Source organism: Heyndrickxia coagulans 36D1 (genome assembly GCF_000169195.2).
Classification (GTDB): domain Bacteria; phylum Bacillota; class Bacilli; order Bacillales; family Bacillaceae_C; genus Weizmannia; species Weizmannia faecalis.
In genome coordinates this window covers 1,871,751-1,891,077 of the sequence record NC_016023.1, presented here as the reverse complement: position 1 = coordinate 1,891,077, position 19,327 = coordinate 1,871,751, and the positions used below count along the sequence as shown (strand labels likewise).

Below are 19,327 nucleotides of genomic sequence, written 5' to 3'. Positions count from 1 at the left end.
ATACTTTAAAAAATGAAAATTATTGAGTCAATTTGTTTTTGTCATCAAGTGCGTAAACTTGAGTAATAGTCTGCAAGGATTTGGAAAGCGCCTGTGCAGTTCCAAACGCACCGGCTTTTGTGACAATTGGCATTCCGTCATAAGGGCCTCCAAACAATTTCCCATAAGGAATACCGGCTTCTACTTCGCCAATTACTCGTATACCGTCACCTTTTAAAACTTTACATGTCGCCCCGGCAATATCCCCCCCTGTAAGGATTACTCCACAAACTGGCACGCTTCCTATTAATCGGGCTGCAATCATGCCTATAGATTTGGCAATAGTCTGGCCAACATCAAAATTTGATAATCCGAACCGCCGCTGCAATTCCTTCACTCTACAGATCGCTTCCCGTTCGCGATTGGTCGTTACGACTAAATCACCCTTTTTCAAAAGATCCTGCCCAATTGTTACAACGTTTTCTATTTCCCTTTTTTTTCTATCTTCGTAAAAAAACTCTTCAGGAGAAAGTACTATTTCTTCAACATGATGTTTTTCTTTTAAATTTCGGATTTGATGATCAATAATAGAATTAACACTGCCAGCCACTGCCAGTACCGGCGGACGGTCCTTAATCTCCGCCTTCCCTAATTCCTCTTCCGCCTGGCCGGTATCAAAAAGATGATATGCAATTCCTGCAGACCCAGCCCAAAGAAAATCATTTTCTAAATTTCTGGTAGCTTCTACAATCATCTTTAATTCTGAATCTGTTGTAGCATCCACAACAATCAATTTCGGTATTTTTTCCGACGCTAACTTATTCATTAATTCTGATAAATGTTTTTTTCCTTTTCTTACATCAGAAATTGAAAGCAATTCAACCTTCCGTTTGCTCTGAGATTGAAGCAAAGTTGGAAGATAGCTTTCATTCACAGGGCAAACAGGATCCTGGGCAAGTTCCGTATTTTCAATTAGAACACCATTAACAAAATGATACCCACCTATTGTTATCCTGTCGCTTTTCGGAAAAGCCGGTACGATAAAAGCCGTCTCAAATTGGAAAGCGTCCATTACAGCATCAATTTCCAATCCAATATTTCCCCGCATTGTTGAATCAATTTTCTTAAAGATCTTAGAAACGCCGAGTTTTCTTGAGTGCATGGCAATTTTAAAAACGGCTTCATATGCTTCTTCCTGCTCTAAACCACGGCTATCTGAATTCATCACAACAACATCTTCATTTAAATGGAGAGGCTGTAATTGCGTTCCGGCAAATAATACGACCGTACGAAATCCTTGTTTCGCAAATTGCACGCCCGTATCATTGGCACCTGTTAAATCATCTGCTATAACCGCCAGTTTCACTTGCAACCCTCCCCTATCTTTTATCAACTGATTAGCGGGTGTGCAATCCATCCAATTATTCAAACCGTTTCTATCCTGCTCCCTATATAATTTTATTAATATAAAACGCTTCCAACAACATCAATATTAAAACAAAAAGTTGCATTTTGCAATACATTTTTTAAAAATAATATAAATGTATTAATTGTTGTTATTTGCATCATGAATACAGTTTAAAAAAAGCGCAAGCATTATTTTAACTTGCGCCACAGTGTAGAACGGTTTATCCCTAATCGTTTGGCCGCCTTCGATTGGTTTAATTCTTCTTCCTCAAGAACTTTTTTGATAATCCGCTTTTCAATATCCTCTAAAGTTCCGCTGAGGTCAATTGGAATAAGCGTCTTATCCGTTTGTTCGGACTCCCTTAATCGTTTTAATACTGTTACTACTTCATCTTTTTCAATATAGAAAGATTTGGCCTGGATAAACAATTGCTCTATTACTTGCTTAAGCTGTTTTACATTTCCAGGCCAATCGTAAGCGATAAGCTCCTTTAATCCATCCGGCCTAACCCCAACAACCTGATTTCCATGTTTGGGGTGCAGCTCAGAAATAAATATTTGCACCAAATCTTCAATATCTTCTTTGCGCTCCCTAAGCGGTGGGATGCAAATTTTTAATTGCCCAAGTAATTGATATAGATCCCGGTCAAATAAACCTTTCTTAATTTTATCTTCTATCTTGCCTTCATAAGATGCCAGCCACTTCAGCTTATTATTTTTATTTTTAAAGATTTGACAGAACTCCCTTTGCAGGCTTTTATCCAATCTTTCAATGTTTTTTAAATAGATGGTTCCATTGGTATATTTATCGAAAAATTCTTCAACCTTAAGCCCCTTAAGCTGTTCAGCCTTTATTGTATCGCAGTTAATAACAATAAAGGGTTCAGTCCCGGCTCTTCTTTTCGTATAAAGTAAACGTGCTGCTGTATCCTTTCCAACCCCTTTTTCTCCGCAAATCCATACAGGCTGCTCGCTCTTGGAATATTCAGCGACTTGCTGCTGGACCTCTTGAATTCCGGCACTCTTTCCCGCAATAGGAATATACGATATGGATGTATGGAATTCTATTGCATTTCGGCCGATGTTGCCTTCTTCCTTAGATGTTTGAATTGCTTTACCTAATTCAAAAAGTAGTACGATAGTATCTTCTTGTGGGCATGCTGTAATATTCCATAACGACTTGTTAAGGTGAACTGTCCTCATTTGACTTTCCCCTGCAACAACAGTTTCCTGAATCAGCTTCTTAATTTCTTCAGAACTCTCCACTGTCATCCAATGAAACTCTTTATTAAAACGTTGATTCGCATAAACAATTTTCTTTTCTTTATTAAAGATCCCGATCGCCTCGCGGTTGCAGTCAAGAACAAATTGGAATAAAGAAACTTGCTGCTGGAGCTTTGAGAAGATGCGATAAGATCTTCTTGCCTCTTCCAATGCTTCCATAATCGCTTCTTTTCCAGATGTAATCAGGACTCCTGTCATCCCTAATTTCTTTGCTGCCTGAAATGTAACTACGTCCCCGATTACAACTTCATAACCACGACTTTTTAAGTAGAGTAATTTTTCATTAACCTCAGTACCCTTTGTAATCGTCATAGTTTCAATATCCAAATCAAGAAGCTGGGAAACTGTGGAGGCTCCTTGTGTAATATTTGAGAATCCTACAATTGCAGCTTTACGGGAAAATCCTTTTACAAGTGTTATAATTCGCAAAATATCATAACCGGACACCCGGATATCGATCACCGGGATGGATACTGCTTCCTGAATCATAGAGGCTGTACCGCCCCGGCTAATAATGACATGATAACCCTTATTTTCTGCTTCTTTCGCTAAAGCTACCCCTTCAAATAAGTTTCCTAATTCAATATCGAAATGAAAATCTCCTACCTCTCTCTGAACTTCTTTCATCATTTCATATAGTCCCTCGTAAGGAACAATAACCAATGCCTTAATCTTTTTTTCCTTCATATTCCAATCCTTTCATCCCTTTATGAATTATTTCTGCTTCGTTTCTATCATCTTATTCATACTTCCGCTTTTATAGCCTTGCAGATCCAGTGTAACAAATTTATACCCATATTTCTGGAGATTTTCCAAAATTTCTTGGTGGTGATCCAAGACAATTGGCATGTCCTTTGGTTCCACCTCAATTCTAGCAATATTTTCATGCGTGCGAACCCGTACCTGTCGGACTCCTAATAGTTTAAGATATGCTTCTGATTTTTCAACTTTTGTGAGTTTTTCTTTTGTAATTCTCTCACCATAAGCAATACGTGAAGATAAACAGGCGAAAGATGGTTTTTCCCAGGTAGGCAGGCCTAGTTCTTTGGACAATTTACGAATTTCTTCTTTATAAAGATTGGCTTCCTGGAGTGGGCCACGTACTCCATGTTCTTTAGCCGCACGTATTCCCGGACGGTGTTCCCCCATGTCATCAGCAATTAGACCATACACTACATTTCGAAATCCTTTTTGGTTCATGATTGGCAAAATTTCTTCAAATAATCCATTTTTGCAAAAGTAACAGCGATTCCAGTCATTTTTGGCATAACCTGGTATACTCAATTCCGATGTCTTAATAACCTGATGCCTTGCTCCAATAAGTGCAGCCAGCTTTTTTGCCTCCTCCAATTCAGTTGAAGGATAGGTTTCTGAATCAGCAGTAACAGCCAAAACCTTATCAGCCCCTAAAACATCTACTGCTACCTTCAATAAAAAGGTGCTGTCTACCCCTCCGGAAAATGCTACCACTACACTATCCATTTCCTTAAGGATTTGTTTCAGCCGATCATACTTTTCATACATGGTAATTCCCCCCATTATGATTTATTATCTAGTTCCAACTATCGCTATGGCATTGATCTTCAATTTCCATTTAAAAAATCTTTGCATTTTGCAACACATATTTATTATAGGTGAATATCCATAAAAATTAAAGCGTTTACTCCCTTGACCTCATAAAATTTTAAATAATACAATGTAAATAGATTTCATAGTCCTTTGCACCTAAGGTTCTAGAACTTCCCCAGTCTTGAATAATAGTATTAATAAGACACCCAAAGAAAGACTGGAGGGACACTCCCTGTGATTTCGACAAATGAGTTTTTGTATTCAGAAATATATTGATCCTCTCCATTGTTATAAGTGCTATTATTTTAGCCTCAATCTGGATAATATAAGCTTACAAAACTGGCTGAACGTTAAACAAAGAGCAACAAATTACATAGGCAATTATGTTTTTTAAACTGTGAATTTTTAATACTGTAAGTCTCTGCCTTTTTAAAAAGAGTATTTATAGATTTATATAAAAAAAGGGACCATTTTAAAATGACCCCTTCTGCTAACATTATAGAATGATATCTAGTAGTAAAGTACATACCAACCCGGAAATTCCGACTATTGTTGAAAGAACAGTATACGTGCCAAATGCTTCTTTCATATTCATCCCCAAAGATTCTTTAACCATCCAGAATCCGGCATCATTAACATGCGATGCAATGGCGCTGCCTGCTCCCGTAGCAAGTGCGACCAATTCAATGTTTACATTTGGAATAGTCGCCAAAAGAGGAAGCACTAAGGCTGGAGTTGTTAAAGTCGCAACAGTTCCAGATCCAAGGCAAACACGCAATAATGCTGCAACTATCCACGCAAAAAGAATTGGAGACATATGAGTACCTTCAAATAGCTTAGCAACATAATCCCCTACTCCCCCATCCACAATTACTTGTTTAAGTGCACCGCCACCTCCGATAATTAATATCAACATTCCTAAATTATTTACAGCTGAAGAACAAGAATCCATTACTTGTTTCATTGGGATATTCCTTCTGAGTCCCATTGTATAGACTGCAAACAACACGGAAATGATCATAGCAGTATCAGAGTTTGTAATTAACCGGATTGTCTGGACAAGCCAGTTATCTTTAAATCCTACAGCAGGCTGGATCATGTCCATAACAGCCCCGGCAGCCATTAATATGACAGGAAATAAGGCTGTAAATACGCTAATCCCAAATCCAGGCGTTTCTTCTAATTTAAAAGTTTTTTGCACTCCGAATGCCTCACTTCCTTCACGTGTGAACGCAGTCGGAACAATTTTTTGGGCAATCTTTGGGTACCAAATGCCTGCTATCAAGCAGGTGGGGATTGCAATAATAATTCCATATAAAAGCATCATCCCAACATTGGCGTGGTACTCAGAAGCCACAGCGATCGGGCCAGGATGAGGAGGCAAAAAAGCATGAGCTGATAAAGCAGCAGTAACCATTGGTAGACCCAATTTAACAATGGAGACTCTTAATTCTTTTGCTATTGAAAAAATAATTGGTATCAATAATACAATGGTCACTTCAAGGAAAAGTGCGATTCCACATATAAACGATGCAATTAAGATAGCCCATTGGATTCTTTTTTGGCCAAATTTACTGATTAACGTATCGGCAATACGCTGAGCTCCGCCAGCATCTGCGATAATGCGCCCAAGCATAGCGCCCAGGCCAAAAATAATCCCAATATGGCCAAGCGTCCCTCCTAAACCATTTTCAATTGAGGTGATAACATTTTTGATTGGAATTCCTAACAATAAGGCAATGATAAATGATACAATAATCAATGATGCAAAAGTGTTTAATTTGAAGCGCATAATTAAAATGATTAATAACAGTACTCCAACTGCGATAATTACTAAAGGCATAATGCCCCTCCTTTTTTTATATTAGTTTTATTAAAAATGCTGCTTTATAAAGGGATTTGAGGATTTTTATGATGGATACGATTACAGTTTATTACTTATATAAATGTAAATGCTTACAAAACATAGCAAAAGTAACAACCTGCATTACATTTACTTTGCTTTTTACAATTTAACTTTACTTTTTACAATTTCAAATTTAATTCATCAGTAGTCAAAACTGCCTTGGTTATTACGACTTAATAATTGGGTCGTAATAATTAGTTAATTTTATATATAATCCCTCAAAACCATCATAATCCCCAAATCTATATTGCAACATATTTTATTCAGGCATCGTATAGTTTAGGATATTAAAGCTTATTAATGTTGTTATTTGCATCAGAGTGTTAACGCTATCATTTTAAACTGTTTGCTGTATTGTTGTCAACCCCGCATCTATAAATTTGTGTTTATTTTTTCAACAACGCGTTTAATTGGTCATACCCTACCTTGACCTTTTCGGCCACCCAAAACAAAGTTTAATCTGGACGGCAAAGCATCCTGCTTGAGATGTCCTCGTTTATACATTCAACTACGAAAGAATAAGCACAATATGCTGGAACGGGTACTTTATTATTGGGAAAAACTCTTCTCTTGCCTGTTGGAGTCTGGACAAAATTATACAGAGCTTGTCCCTGCGATCATGATTTCCATCTTGATTTACCCGCTCTTTCCGCACAAAACCGACTTGTTTTTTCAACTCGAGGAATCCAATAAACATTTCAGCTGAATCCCAAATATAGAAGTTTCACACATTTGATTTGACAAAGTTCATGTCAAAGATGAAAGCGAAACTTCCAGCAGCAACATTCATAGCTGATGATACTTTTTGCTGCAGATTACCGAAAAAGAGTGGACACGGATATTTTTTGGGAACTTGAGGAGTGGGTGGCGAACGAGCAGGAAGTACTGGAGCAATCAAAGGTAACAAGAGTATAAAAGGAAAAAAACTGAGTTTAAATGAAATTCATATTTAATTTTAGCCCTTCATAGTAATTATAGATGAACGCTATATCCCCTGATATGGGCTTTCAGCCACTAGTATTTGGCATACAAACACACAAAAAGCGGATAAAGTTCGAACTCTTTATCCGCTTTTCCTAATCTTTGTTCTAAACATCATTTATTTTCTCCCATACTTTCTCATACACTTGCTTTAAAGAAACTTTGTGTTGCTGCGCTATTAATTTGCACTCTTCATACTCAGGAGCTTTTTGAACAGGTTTTCCTTGATAATATCCCACTTTTACTGTAATAGATCCCCAAATCGTCTCCACTTTTTCAAACTTCCTCTGGAGTCTGTGAACAGTAATTGGATAATATCTTATCCCCAGTGTTGTTGTTTCTTTAAATAAAATTCTTTTCATCCTATCTATTTTACTTCGGGAAGTCAACAGCTGGACAAGTATGCCAGGCCGATTCTTTTTCATATAAATAGGCGTATAGAACACATCATTTGCCCCGGCTTCAAAAAGTAAATCCATAACATAACCAAGCCATTCACCCGGAATATCATCAAGATTTGCCTCCATCTTAACCATGTCATCATCTATATGTTCGTTATTGGGAGGGTGCAGAACCATTTCTTTACTCCCCTACAACTACGCGAAGGACATTTGGGCGGTCCTTAAAAGTTTGAGTCCCCGCTCCATAGCCTATCGCCTGTATTTTTATAGATGGTAACGTACCAAATTCTTCTGCTAAGACTGCAACAATTGCAGCTCCTGTCGGGGTGGTGAGCTCAGATCTAACATCGCTTTGTTCAATTGGAATACCTTTAAGAATCTCTAAAGTTGCCGGAGCAGGAACAGGATAAATGCCATGGTCGATATGAATTCTCCCACAGCCTACAGGAACAGCGGAAGATTTTATCTTTTCTATACCTAACTGATGAATCAAAATTGCTGCTCCTGTAATATCGATAATCGAATCAACAGCTCCCACTTCATGGAAATGAACTTTCTCTAACGGCACACCATGAATATGCCCCTCGGCTTCGCCAATTTTCCGGAAAATATTTAAAACTATTTTTTTTACTTCTTCCGCAAGTTCAGATGACTGAATCATTTTTACAATATCGCTATATGCTCTGTGAGGTCGATGATGGTGGTCGCAACTATGCTCAAGATTTTCATTATGGTCATGATTATGTCCATGGATGTGCTCATGTCTTTTTTTATCACTTTTTTCATACAATTGGCTGTCTCTTTCTGATGTTAATAAGACATCAAACTTAGTACTCTTAATCCCATTTTTGACAACCTTACTCAATGCCAGCTTATATTCATCATCAAAATTAAGTTTTTTTAATTCTGCCTCTAATATTTCCGGATCTGCTCCTGCATCCAGAAGGGCTCCGATGAACATATCACCGCTAATTCCAGAGTAGCAATCAATATAAAGTGTTTTCATTTTTCTCTGCTCCTTTTTGCGATATTATCAATTAGCACAGCATTGTATGCGGCTCCAAATCCGTTGTCGATATTTACAACACTAATGCCGGATGCACATGAATTTAACATAGTTAATAATGCTGACAGGCCGTTAAAATTGGCTCCATATCCGACACTTGTCGGCACAGCAATCACCGGATGAAAAACGAGCCCACCGACTACACTCGGAAGCGCTCCCTCCATACCTGCCACTACAATGGAGACGGTGGCTTTTCTAATTTCATCAATATTGTCAAGTAATCGATGAATCCCTGCAACGCCAACATCATAAAAACGGCGTACTTTACTTCCTAAAGCCTCAGCTGTTATCGCTGCTTCTTCAGCTATTTTTAAATCTGATGTACCTGCACATACAACGGCAATATACCCCTCGTAATCTCCTTTATTGTTTATATTCTTTTTCTCATATAGAATTTGTGCCATTTCATGATATACAAGCTCAGGAAATTCACGAAGAATATACTCCGCTTTTTCATTTGTAATTCTAGTGACCAATATATCATCATTCTTTGAGCGGATCACTTTGATAATAGAAAGAATTTGCTCCTTTGTTTTTCCTTCCCCATAAATTACTTCCGGGAACCCCTGGCGCTTCTTCCGGTGATGGTCTACCTTTGCAAACCCTAAATCTTCATATGTTGCTAATCCTTTTACTGCTTCGGAAACCGTCAATTCTCCGTTTCGCACCTGTTGCAATATTTCTTCTAACATTGTTTTCTCACATCCTTAAATAGACTTTTAGGAAGTCGATGTACTACCATCATATTTTAGAAATATTAGAAAAATATATACTACTTGTAATCCAAATGTATATCCGGTGATGATCAATCCGCAGTAAAACTTGGAATATACCCCTGAAAAAGTTGTTGGTATACCTGTATGCCTTTTCAAATTATATTTTATTTGTATCTTTAAAATTAAAATTTTACATCAGATACCACCATATAAACATAAGCGAAATGATAAAACCGATTTATGCATATATATATTCTTTCAAAAATACTATCGATAACAACCTTGAGTGAAGTCATTAGTATGAAATATACTAAGTATTCTTCTTTATAATTATAAAAAAGAAGCATTCTAAAAGTTATTGTGGAAGCAGAATAGTAAGTAGTTTAAATACAATTGTACCCAAGATTAAAATTAAGTTTGTAGAAAAACATCAACCTGAAAGAGAGATAGTACCTTTAAGGTGAATTATATCACCTCTGTTTCTAAAATCAAATATGCGTTTAATTCCGGGCGCCTTCTTACTTTATTTCTGATTTTGCTGTTCTCCTAGATAAAACTTCCCAACAACAAAACGTATGTGTAAAATTTTACTCGAAGGGGCAGATGAGTGGAAAAAAATGGGAAGACGCTCTATCATCTAATTGTACACTTCAAGATGAACATCTAGAGAGAGAGGTCTTCCCATGGATATTATATCAATAATTGCTGGATTATTAAAGGATACAAAAAGTCTTATGGAATTTGAAGAACAAATTAAAATTCTGATGCAGAAGGTTTTTACACAATGGGTTGGGGATGTATTTGAGGAGTTAGATAAAACAATTAAACAAAAGAAGTTGGAGGAAGGCTGGGAGTACTGCCGTAGTGATAACAGAAGCGTTCAGTTTCTATTTGGAAGTGTGACTTTTAAACGTTCATTAATGCGTGATAAGAGAGGGAACTCACATTATCCCTTGGATGAATGCTTGGGGCTGGTACCCCACCGGAGATATAGCCCGTTAGTGGAATTAAAGGTGGCAGAGTTGGCAAGTGAGAACACCTATCGGGAGGTGGCGAATATTTTAAAAGAATGGACAGCCGTGAGTCTTAGTCATACAACTGTAGGGGAAATGGTGAAACGCGTAGGAAAAACGCAGGTGGAAGCCGACAAGGCCCTTGTAGAAGAGATGGAAATAGCTGCTTCACTGCCTGATGGGAAGAAGGTAGACTACCTGTTTTCCGAAGCAGATGGCGTATTCATCCGGGGACTGGAAAAGAAACAGGGTATGGAAGTCCGCCATGCCATTCTCTATGAAGGTTGGGAAACCAATGGAAAAAGGGTCTCCCTGCGTCAGCCCACAGTCATCATGACGACGGAAGACATTCAGACATTTTGGGATGAAGTCCAAGCCACAGCTGCCAACACCTATTCCCTCGAAAAAGCGCAAGTCATTACAAACAGTGATGGAGGTGCTGGGTACACAGCTGAACGGTTTCAAACAGCATTCTCACAGTCGGAATTTCCGGTGCTCAACCAGCTGGATACCTACCACGTTGCACAAGCCATCATAAGGACATTTGGGGGCGGAAAGAGCGAGATCAAGGAGCAAATTAGAAAAGCGATTAGAACGCATGACCTGGACCAAATCACGTTATATTTGGATACGCACGAAAGCACCTTGACGGATAAAAAGGCCCTCAAGAAAATCAAGGAATTCCGTTCGTATATCTTGAAAAACTGGGACCGCATTTTTGACTGGAGAGACAGGGTGAAAAACGTGCCGGAAGGTGCGAGAGGCCTAGGAGCGATGGAATCGAATCAAAGGCATATCTCCTTCAGGATGAAAAAAAGGGGCATGCATTGGAGTGAACTTGGCGCAGAAGCCATGGTGAAAATCAAACAAGGCATACTCAATGGGACATTGAGAGAAGCCTATCTGAAACACCGTTCAAGAAGCGAGAGAAAGCAACGGAACTTGAAACAATCCATCAGGATGTCTCAACTACTCAAGCAGCCTGTACGCCCGTCAGTGGGCGTAAAGCACGGATCAGTTGCCCTGCATTCAAGCAGTTCATCGGCAATGGGACATTTAAGCAAAATATTAGAGCTTTCGTTTTAAGCCTGGCTCAGTGGGGACTGATCGTTGAGGCGCGCGAAATTTACGAGACTCCTGCGGGAAAAGCGAGCCAGGAGAGACCCCGCAGCGAGGTACGAGCGAGGAGGCTCGCCGGCCGCCCGCGGAAAGCGAGTGAATTTCGCGCGCCTCAACATCCCCGTTATCCATCTTTATACGGAAATATTACATCTTTTCCGAAAATTACACCGAGCAAGTAAAGCACGGTAGCCGAAAGTGTACAAAAAGAGTGTCTTGGAATACCCGATATTTAAACCTTGTCGAGAAAAACTTGACACATACCAACAAAACAAAATGGTTGTAAACTTCTTTCTTCTGCGCTATACTTAAGAAGAATTATTTTTGTTCGGTGTAAAGAATGGCATAGTATAAGACTTTTCATCTTGATGACCACCTTGGACAAGGATAGTAACACATTGTGTGCAGTTGCACACCAGGAGGCAATATAAATGGAACAAGGTACAGTGAAATGGTTTAACGGAGAAAAAGGCTTCGGCTTTATCGAACGAAATGGTGGAGACGATGTATTCGTTCACTTCTCTGCTATCCAAGGTGAGGGCTTCAAAACTTTAGACGAAGGTCAAAAAGTAACTTTTGATGTTGAACAAGGATCCCGCGGGCCACAAGCAGCAAACGTTGAAAAAGCTTAATGTAGAGAAAATGATAAAAACAGGCTCTTTATAAAGAGGGCCTGTTTTTTTATTTCTTCAAAAACCAAAACACGCTCACTTATGTAGCAGGAAATTGAAACAAACAGGCGCCATGCCAGTCGACAAATAGTGAAAATCCGTTGCTGCAACCAGGATTATATATTTGGTCAACCATTATCAGCTAGTAATGCCTTCATTGTCAGGATTCCCTCTTCCATTTCCTCAAAACTCGGATACGCGAAGGACAACCGAACCGTATGGTGATGATCATGATAAATAAATCCAGGATTTATCAATACGCCGGAGTTTAAACATTCCTTGAATAATTTTCTTGTATCTATATTGCTGTTAAAGGAGAAGAATAGACTTGCCTGGAACATGATAAACTTTTCGGAACCTTCATTTGAAATTTTTGTTTCCATGTTACATGATGCACTTGAAACAACGGGTTCTCAAGCCCAGCCTGTACAGCCGGTTATAAAGGCGCGGAATTTGCAGATCAACTGTCTCAAAAGCGCGCCTTTACAGCACCGCCCAAAGGAATCGGCATGGCAAAATACATGTTCCAGGCTGTTGCGATCGCTTTTGAACGCGACTTTACACACCCCATCTGAATCATCAGCCTGTTTCTCTTAGGCGCCAAAGGAATCAGCACACCGCAAAAGCAGGAAAACTGGCGAAAAAAGCCGGAAAACTGCGCGAACATACAGGCAGATTACCTGCACTTCAGGCAGACGGAGCAAGGACTGGGAAAATGCCGTATTGGTTAGAAGAAATTATGCACATTTTGAACCGTTTTTCCTGCCGGGGATTGCGGAATTGGAAAAACAAGAAGAACCAATATGAACTAAAACATCTTGATTAAAATTACACCGGAAAGCATGATGGCGAGGCCCAATATTTGGACTGGCACAATTCTTCTTTTTAAAGATTTAAACAGGCCGAATCGTTCCACTACAAGGCTTCCGGCAATCTGGCCGAACAGTGCCAGAATCACGGTTTGCCCTGTGCCAATATGATCGACAAGGAACACGTTAATCAAAATGTACAGCCCGCCGATGATGCCGCCAAGCCATACCCACCATGGAGCAGATTGCTTAACCGGCTCCTTGATATTCGTGAAACTGCGGTCTTTTATGCCAACGATAAGGACGAGCACCACAGAGCCGACAAAAAATGAAATGAAGGCAGCGTGAACCGGAGAATGGAGCACTGTGCCCAGCTTTCCGTTTATTGCTGCCTGGACAGCCATAATCATACCGGCCGCGATTCCCAACAGCCGCCAAATCCATATATTTTCTCCCTTTTGCTCTTCTATGGCAGAATGGCGTTTTGCAATGGCTTCCGGGACAACGACTGCAAAAACTACCCCTGCAAGGACAAGAAATACGCCAATCGCCCTGTTTATTCCGAAAGATTGTCTAATGGAGTGAAACCAGCCGAATTGGTCGATGAGCATGCCCATGAGAATCATGCCTAAAATCGGCATGACCGTCGTTTGTACACTTCCCAGTTTGGGGAAAAGGAGGATATTGGAAGTCAGCCCGATCACACCGCAAATACCGCCAAACCAGATCCAAACAGGCTGGTTCAAGAAAAGACCGGCGGGAACCCCTAAAGGTGTCCGGCTTACAGCTGTTGCAGCGGCCAAAAAGACAGTTCCAACCAGGAATGAAATCATAGAAGCCAGAAAGGGAGATACAACAAACTTTCTTAACTGGGAATTGATAGCTGTTTGTACAGCCAAACCGAATCCAGTTGCAATGCCTGCAAAAACGGCGAACATGGCGCCCTCCTTTTTCAAACGAATCGTTTTGCCCGGGCCCTTCCTGAGCACCGATAAATTCAGGTTCAATCGCATTGCTCCCAGGCCCCTATTTAAAAAAGTGTATTGTGGCCCGGAAAAACATCTAAAGCCCCCCGAAACAGAACAATCAGGAGCAATTTACCAACTCTGTCTCAGATACATAAATATTTTGCTTAAAGGATGCAATTGTTCAAGCAAACCCCATTCCTCGGCAACAGAAAAACAGGAGACACTTGGTAACATTTACTCGTATTTTGGAAAAGAAAAAATCCCCCCACCTTTTTGGTTGGTTTTTCTGAACAAACCTAATTATATCAGAGGTCCGGGCATTTTTTCACTTTAGCTGCTACTCTACTTTCTCCATTTCCATCATCCCTGTGCCCGCTCCCCCATTTGCTGCACTCGCCGTTCCCGATATGACAGGCATGCACATCCAGAAAATTTCCGGCTGGTTTTCAATTTTTCCGGCGGTGCGGTTTATCCGGATACATGAACATCTATATTAAAACCGTCCCGGCCTGGAAAACATAAGCAAAAAGACGGATGGACAGGCTTCTTTGGCCTGTTAGACTAAAAATGAAAGGGATTACAAAAGGGAGGGGTGGCGTTTTTGAAAAGATCCGGATTGTTTGTCGTATGTTTTGCGTTGTTGTTTTCGCTTATGCCCGGCTTCCGTGTACAAGCGAAACAGGATGGGCATTGGAGAACAAGGGCAGAAGAACGCTGGGTGTCCCATGAATTGAGAAAGATGACGGTCGAGGAAAAAGTCGGGCAGCTGTTCATTGTTCATGCTTACGGAAAAACACCGGAGGACCCCGCCTACGCCGAAACGAATATCGAAAAAGGGCGTGGCGGCACAAACTTCAAAGAAATCATCGAAAAATACCATATTGGCGGCGTCATCTATTTCAACTGGTCGGATAATATCAGCACCCCTGTTGATGCCAGACAAGTGCAGCAGTTATCCAACGGGCTACAGAAAATTGCGTTAAAACAAAAGCCCCGCATTCCGCTCTTTATTTCTACGGACCAGGAAGGCGGCGCGGTTGCCCGTGTACTCGAACCGGGAGCCGTTTTCCCGGGGAATATGGCACTCGCAGCAACCAGGTCTGCAGCCAACGCGAAAAAGGCTGCAGAGATCATGGCGGTAGAACTGAAAAGTCTCGGCATCAATATGGACTTTGCCCCGGATCTCGATGTCAATGTAAATCCGGCCAACCCGGTGATCGGCGTCCGTTCCTATTCAGAAAATCCGGACCTTGTCGCATCACTTGGCACTGCCCAAATCGCAGGATTTCAAAGCCAAAATGTGGCCGCTACCGGCAAACACTTTCCGGGCCACGGGGATACGAATGTCGATTCCCATTACGGCCTGCCTATCATCCATCACGACTTGAAAACATTAAATGACGTAGATTTAAAACCGTTTAAGGCCGCGATCGCATCCGGCGTGGATGCAATCATGACCGCACACATTGTTGTACCGGCACTCGATGATTCCGGCCTGCCGGCGACGCTTTCGAAAAAGATCATGACCGGCCTCCTCCGTGAAAAACTGGGTTACGACGGGCTGATTGTGACCGATAGCCTCGATATGTCAGGTGCAAACGTCCTTGCCCCCGACAAAGTGCCGGTAGCAGCATTCAATGCAGGCGCAGACATTTTACTCAACCCGCCCGATGTGGAAGTTGCCTGGAATGCTGTGCGAAATGCAGTGAAAACCGGTGAAATCAGCCGAAAACGCTTGGATGAATCTGTCGCGAGAATTTTACGGGTGAAATATGAACGCGGCATTGTCCGGAACCCATTTACATCTGAAAAAGCGTTAAGAAATTTTGGTACCCCCGAACATTTGAAAGCCGCCCAAAAAATGGCGGACGAAAGCATTACACTGGTTAAAAACGAAAATAAAATATTGCCGCTCAATAAAACGAAAAAAATATTCGTAACCGGCCCATCTGTTGCAAACAGCAGCCGCCTTGCCGACCTTCTGAAAGAAAAAGGGTTTATAACCGGCAATACGAGCACAACGGCCTCGCCAACACAGGAGGAAACCGCTGTGGCAGTAGAAAAAGCACAAAATGCCGACGTGATTGTCGCCGCCGCTTACAATGCAAATACCAACACCGCGCAACAGGCATTTTTAAAAGCGCTGAAAAAAACAGGCAAACCGGTCGTAATGGTTTCAACGGGCAATCCTTATGACATTATGAGTGCACCTGATGTGGACGCAAATCTTCTGACTTACGGAAACCGCAGCGTTTCTGTGCAATCTGCTGCAAAAGCGCTCACAGGCGAAATCAACCCTGGCGGCAAATTGCCCGTCACCATTCCGGGGTACGAACCGTTCGGCCACGGTCTTCATTACTAAAGGGGGGAACTTGGTTGAAGAACAAAGGGATAAAATTCGTTTTATGGGTTGGATGCATTCTTTTGCTGGCAGTCGGGTCCATCCCGTCTCTTGCCTTTGCATCCGGATATCATGGCCACCCATTTTCTTGGGATGCGCCCGGCAAAAGTTCAGCAGTACTGCATAAAGGAACACCCGCATCTGCCGGAATGGCCCAAGACCCGCTCACAGACATTGACAAAGCGGTAAATGACGCGATTGCGCAAAAAGTCATGCCGGGCGCCGTTGTGCTTGTCGCAAGGAAAGGCACGATTGTAAAAGAACAGGCATACGGCTATGCATACCGTTATACAGACGACCAGTTTACAGAAGCATCCGTCCCGGTCCTTGCAAAAACAAACACCATTTACGACATTGCTTCGATCAGCAAATTGTTTACATCCATTGCAGCCATGCAGCTGTTTGAAAAGCGGAAATTTGCGCTTGATGACCCTGTCGCAAAGTATATTCCTGCATTCGCGGAAAACGGAAAGGAGAACGTGACCATCCGCCAGCTGATGACACACACTTCCGGGTTTGAGGCGGGAATCCCGGTTTATAAAATGGGAACTTCCCGCAAAGACCGACTCGAAATTGTTCTGAAACACGGACTGCAAAATCCCCCGGGAACGACGTATACGTACAGCGATTTAAACATGATTACACTTGGCGTTTTGGTTGAAGTTTTGAGCGGGCAGCGGCTGGATGCTTATGTAAAAACGCATATTACCATCCCCCTCGGCATGCGCGATACGATGTATAATCCGCCCGCTTCGTTAAAAACGCGCATTGCCGCAACGGAATTTCAGCCGTGGACTGAAAGAGGAATGATCCGGGGGCAGGTGCATGACGAAAACGCGTGGGCGCTGGATGGCGTTGCCGGGCATGCGGGCGTGTTTTCCACCGCACATGACCTTGCTATACTTGCACAAACGATTTTACAAAACGGCAAATATGCGGGCGCCCGGATTTTAAAACCGGAAACGGTCCGGCTGATGGAACAGAATATGAACAGCGCTTTTCCCGGCGATGATCACGGGCTCGGCTTTGAATTAAATCAGGGATGGTACATGGATGCACTCTCCGATACAAATACAATGGGGCATACCGGCTACACTGGCACATCAATGGTGATCAGCCCGAAAAACCAAACAACGGTCATTTTATTGACCAACCGCGTCCATCCGACCCGGAACACTGTCTCGACAAACGGAATCAGGCGATCTGTTGCCCGGCTTGCGGCGGACGCCATCCCGGTTGCCGTTCCGGATAAACACGGCGCATGGTTTGCCGGTTACGGCGATAATAGAAAAGCTGTGCTGGAGGCAGATGTTGACTTGAAAAGGCCGGCGTTTCTCCATTTCCGGACCTGGTACCGAATGGAACAAAACGCAGACTTTGGGAAAGTGGAGGTTTCAACGGACGGGAAAAACTGGACGAAAGCCGGCAATGCTTTAACAGGATCAAGCGGCAACTGGCGGCAGATGTCCATCCCACTCCCTGCCGGCACGAAACATATCCGCTTTGTGTATGAAACCGACGGATCAGTGAACGGCCGCGGCTGGTATGTGCTCCATCCGTCCGTCGTATCACACGGTAAAACTGCGAAAGTATCTTTTACAAGCCATGACTGGGCTTTGCGGAACCGTTAAAAGGAGGAACCGGAATGAAAAGGCTCGCTAGCGTATTGGCACTTATGATCGCTTTCAGCTGCCTGGCCGTGGTGCATGCGGCCCGGAGCAACCAGCCACGCGAAAAACAAAAACACCCTTCTTTTCAGCTCGGTGTCGATGTTTTTTTAAAAGAGAAGGTCCATTTGCTGAAAGGGAAACGGGTCGGGCTGATCACAAATCCGACCGGTGTCGACCAGTCGTTAAACAGTATCGTGGACAGATTTGCCAGAAATCCGGATATTCATCTAACCGCTCTTTTCGGCCCGGAACACGGGGTGCGCGGCAGTGCGGGCGCCGGTGCCTATGTACCGTTTTATACCGATTCGAAAACAGGGCTTCCGGTTTACAGTTTGTACGGTGAAACGAAAAAGCCGACACCTGAAATGCTGAAGGATGTCGATGTGCTTGTCTTTGATATTCAGGATGTTGGCGCAAGATTTTACACTTATATTTACACAATGGCTTATGCGATGGAAGCAGCGAAGGAAAAAGGCATTCCGTTCATCGTGCTCGACCGCCCGAACCCGATTGGCGGCACGAAAGTCGAGGGGCCGGTGCTTAATCCAGCCTACTCCTCTTTTGTCGGAATGTATTCGATCGCGCTCCGCCACGGGATGACAGCGGGAGAGCTTACTAAATATTTTAACAAAGAATGCGGAATCGGAGCGGATCTTACAGTTGTGCCGATGAAAGGCTGGCACAGGGATATGTACGCGGATGACACCCCGCTCCAGTGGGTGATGCCATCCCCGAACATGCCGACGTTGGACACGGCGATCGTCTATCCTGGTGCGGCACTCATTGAAGGGACAAATATTTCGGAAGGCAGGGGGACGACCCGCCCGTTTGAGTTAATCGGGGCACCGTTCATTGACGGGGACTTGCTGGCGGAGAAATTGAATGCCCTCGGTTTGCCGGGCGTCCGCTTCCGAAGCGCATCTTTCACACCAACAACCTCAAAATGGGCCGGCAAGCTCGCAAACGGGATCCAAATTCATGTCACGGACCGTAATGTTTACCAGTCTGTTGAAACCGGCATTGCAATCGTCAAAACAATCCATGACCTGTATCCCGGCCAATTTACTTTCCGGGCAGAAGACAAAAACGGCATTTCCTATTTTGATCAGCTGATTGGAAACGGCTGGGTCAGGCAGGATATCAACCGTGGCGCCTCCCTTAAAACCATTGCCCGAAAATGGCAAAGGGACTTGGGGACCTGGAAGAAAAAACGGGAAAAATATTTGATGTATAAATGAAACAACGCCCCCAAGCCTGCTCGAAGGTTTGGAGGCGTTTTTAACCCACGTTTGATGCCCCCAGTAAATGAGGAAAACTCCATTTTCGCTATAAAATGGCGTCTGCTTCCTATCTCCTCCCGTAATTTT

The 19,327-nt window shown here is 42.5% G+C and carries 14 protein-coding genes; 6 read left to right on the top strand and 8 right to left on the bottom strand.

Annotated elements, in window-relative coordinates; translation table 11 throughout:
* Positions 1–19: 19 nt before the first annotated feature.
* The 4 genes from BCOA_RS26175 to BCOA_RS26160 form a co-directional block, all read right to left on the bottom strand.
* Entirely contained in the window at positions 20–1,345 is a 1,326-nt protein-coding gene (locus BCOA_RS26175; RefSeq protein ID WP_014097028.1) for a four-carbon acid sugar kinase family protein, read from the bottom strand.
* A 230-nt stretch (positions 1,346–1,575) separates the two neighbouring features.
* Positions 1,576–3,357, bottom strand: a complete 1,782-nt coding sequence (locus tag BCOA_RS26170; protein ID WP_014097027.1) for a sigma-54-dependent Fis family transcriptional regulator — start codon at positions 3,355–3,357, stop codon at positions 1,576–1,578.
* Between the two features lie 27 nt (positions 3,358–3,384).
* Positions 3,385–4,194 carry an ATP-dependent sacrificial sulfur transferase LarE gene (gene larE / locus BCOA_RS26165; protein WP_014097026.1) on the bottom strand — a complete coding sequence of 270 codons (810 nt, stop codon included), beginning with the start codon at positions 4,192–4,194 and terminating at the stop codon, positions 3,385–3,387.
* A 541-nt stretch (positions 4,195–4,735) separates the two neighbouring features.
* A complete protein-coding gene (locus BCOA_RS26160; protein WP_014097025.1) occupies positions 4,736–6,082 on the bottom strand; it encodes a gluconate:H+ symporter in 1,347 nt (448 codons plus the stop codon).
* A gap of 592 nt (positions 6,083–6,674) precedes the next feature.
* On the opposite strand from BCOA_RS26160, the gene BCOA_RS35565 reads away from it, so the two are divergent.
* Positions 6,675–6,851, top strand: a complete 177-nt coding sequence (locus BCOA_RS35565) for an Rpn family recombination-promoting nuclease/putative transposase (RefSeq protein WP_230090483.1) — start codon at positions 6,675–6,677, stop codon at positions 6,849–6,851.
* A 382-nt stretch (positions 6,852–7,233) separates the two neighbouring features.
* Here the strand turns inward: BCOA_RS35565 and larC are convergent, their stop codons facing one another.
* Genes larC through larB form a run of 3 tightly spaced genes read right to left on the bottom strand, consistent with a single transcriptional unit; the run spans position 7,234 to position 9,285 of the window.
* Positions 7,234–7,704, bottom strand: coding sequence for a nickel insertion protein (gene larC, locus BCOA_RS26150; RefSeq protein ID WP_014097022.1), 471 nt, complete (start codon positions 7,702–7,704; stop codon positions 7,234–7,236).
* Positions 7,705–7,708: 4 nt separating this feature from the next.
* The gene (locus BCOA_RS26145; RefSeq protein ID WP_014097021.1) at positions 7,709–8,533 is read right to left on the bottom strand and encodes a LarC family nickel insertion protein; all 825 of its coding nucleotides are present in this window, start codon (positions 8,531–8,533) and stop codon (positions 7,709–7,711) included.
* Positions 8,530–9,285 (bottom strand): nickel pincer cofactor biosynthesis protein LarB, encoded by a 756-nt coding sequence (gene larB, locus BCOA_RS26140; protein ID WP_014097020.1) that lies wholly within the window; start codon positions 9,283–9,285, stop codon positions 8,530–8,532. The genes BCOA_RS26145 and larB overlap by 4 nt, the downstream gene beginning before the upstream one ends.
* Before the next feature lie 707 nt (positions 9,286–9,992).
* Here larB and BCOA_RS26135 point away from each other — a divergent pair.
* Together BCOA_RS26135 and BCOA_RS26130 are read left to right on the top strand one after the other, a co-directional pair.
* Positions 9,993–11,408, top strand: coding sequence for an ISLre2-like element ISBco5 family transposase (locus BCOA_RS26135; RefSeq protein ID WP_014097019.1), 1,416 nt, complete (start codon positions 9,993–9,995; stop codon positions 11,406–11,408).
* Between the two features lie 464 nt (positions 11,409–11,872).
* Positions 11,873–12,073, top strand: a complete 201-nt coding sequence (locus BCOA_RS26130; RefSeq protein ID WP_014097018.1) for a cold-shock protein — start codon at positions 11,873–11,875, stop codon at positions 12,071–12,073.
* 847 nt (positions 12,074–12,920) lie between these two features.
* Here BCOA_RS26130 and BCOA_RS26115 read toward each other — a convergent pair.
* Positions 12,921–13,859 carry a DMT family transporter gene (locus BCOA_RS26115; protein ID WP_041818295.1) on the bottom strand — a complete coding sequence of 313 codons (939 nt, stop codon included), beginning with the start codon at positions 13,857–13,859 and terminating at the stop codon, positions 12,921–12,923.
* 622 nt (positions 13,860–14,481) lie between these two features.
* Here BCOA_RS26115 and BCOA_RS26110 point away from each other — a divergent pair.
* From BCOA_RS26110 to BCOA_RS26100, 3 genes are read left to right on the top strand one after another with little or no spacing between them, the layout of a single operon-like run.
* The gene (locus BCOA_RS26110) at positions 14,482–16,251 is read left to right on the top strand and encodes a glycoside hydrolase family 3 protein (RefSeq protein ID WP_258434461.1); all 1,770 of its coding nucleotides are present in this window, start codon (positions 14,482–14,484) and stop codon (positions 16,249–16,251) included.
* A gap of 14 nt (positions 16,252–16,265) precedes the next feature.
* Positions 16,266–17,921 carry a serine hydrolase gene (locus BCOA_RS26105; protein ID WP_014097015.1) on the top strand — a complete coding sequence of 552 codons (1,656 nt, stop codon included), beginning with the start codon at positions 16,266–16,268 and terminating at the stop codon, positions 17,919–17,921.
* A 14-nt stretch (positions 17,922–17,935) separates the two neighbouring features.
* Positions 17,936–19,198: an exo-beta-N-acetylmuramidase NamZ family protein gene (locus BCOA_RS26100; RefSeq protein ID WP_014097014.1), complete on the top strand. Its 1,263-nt coding sequence runs from the start codon at positions 17,936–17,938 to the stop codon at positions 19,196–19,198.
* The last annotated feature ends 129 nt before the right edge of the window (positions 19,199–19,327 follow it).

What these genes read in the sequence shown, in the direction of transcription:
- BCOA_RS26170 (WP_014097027.1), bottom strand. Translation starts at nt 3,357, where the DNA reads ATGAAGGAAAAAAAGATTAAGGCATTGGTTATTGTTCCTTACGAGGGA.
- larE (WP_014097026.1), bottom strand. Translation starts at nt 4,194, where the DNA reads ATGTATGAAAAGTATGATCGGCTGAAACAAATCCTTAAGGAAATGGAT.
- BCOA_RS26160 (WP_014097025.1), bottom strand. Translation starts at nt 6,082, where the DNA reads ATGCCTTTAGTAATTATCGCAGTTGGAGTACTGTTATTAATCATTTTA.
- BCOA_RS35565 (WP_230090483.1), top strand. Translation starts at nt 6,675, where the DNA reads ATGCTGGAACGGGTACTTTATTATTGGGAAAAACTCTTCTCTTGCCTG.
- larC (WP_014097022.1), bottom strand. Translation starts at nt 7,704, where the DNA reads ATGGTTCTGCACCCTCCCAATAACGAACATATAGATGATGACATGGTT.
- BCOA_RS26145 (WP_014097021.1), bottom strand. Translation starts at nt 8,533, where the DNA reads ATGAAAACACTTTATATTGATTGCTACTCTGGAATTAGCGGTGATATG.
- larB (WP_014097020.1), bottom strand. Translation starts at nt 9,285, where the DNA reads ATGTTAGAAGAAATATTGCAACAGGTGCGAAACGGAGAATTGACGGTT.
- BCOA_RS26135 (WP_014097019.1), top strand. Translation starts at nt 9,993, where the DNA reads ATGGATATTATATCAATAATTGCTGGATTATTAAAGGATACAAAAAGT.
- BCOA_RS26130 (WP_014097018.1), top strand. Translation starts at nt 11,873, where the DNA reads ATGGAACAAGGTACAGTGAAATGGTTTAACGGAGAAAAAGGCTTCGGC.
- BCOA_RS26115 (WP_041818295.1), bottom strand. Translation starts at nt 13,859, where the DNA reads ATGTTCGCCGTTTTTGCAGGCATTGCAACTGGATTCGGTTTGGCTGTA.
- BCOA_RS26100 (WP_014097014.1), top strand. Translation starts at nt 17,936, where the DNA reads ATGAAAAGGCTCGCTAGCGTATTGGCACTTATGATCGCTTTCAGCTGC.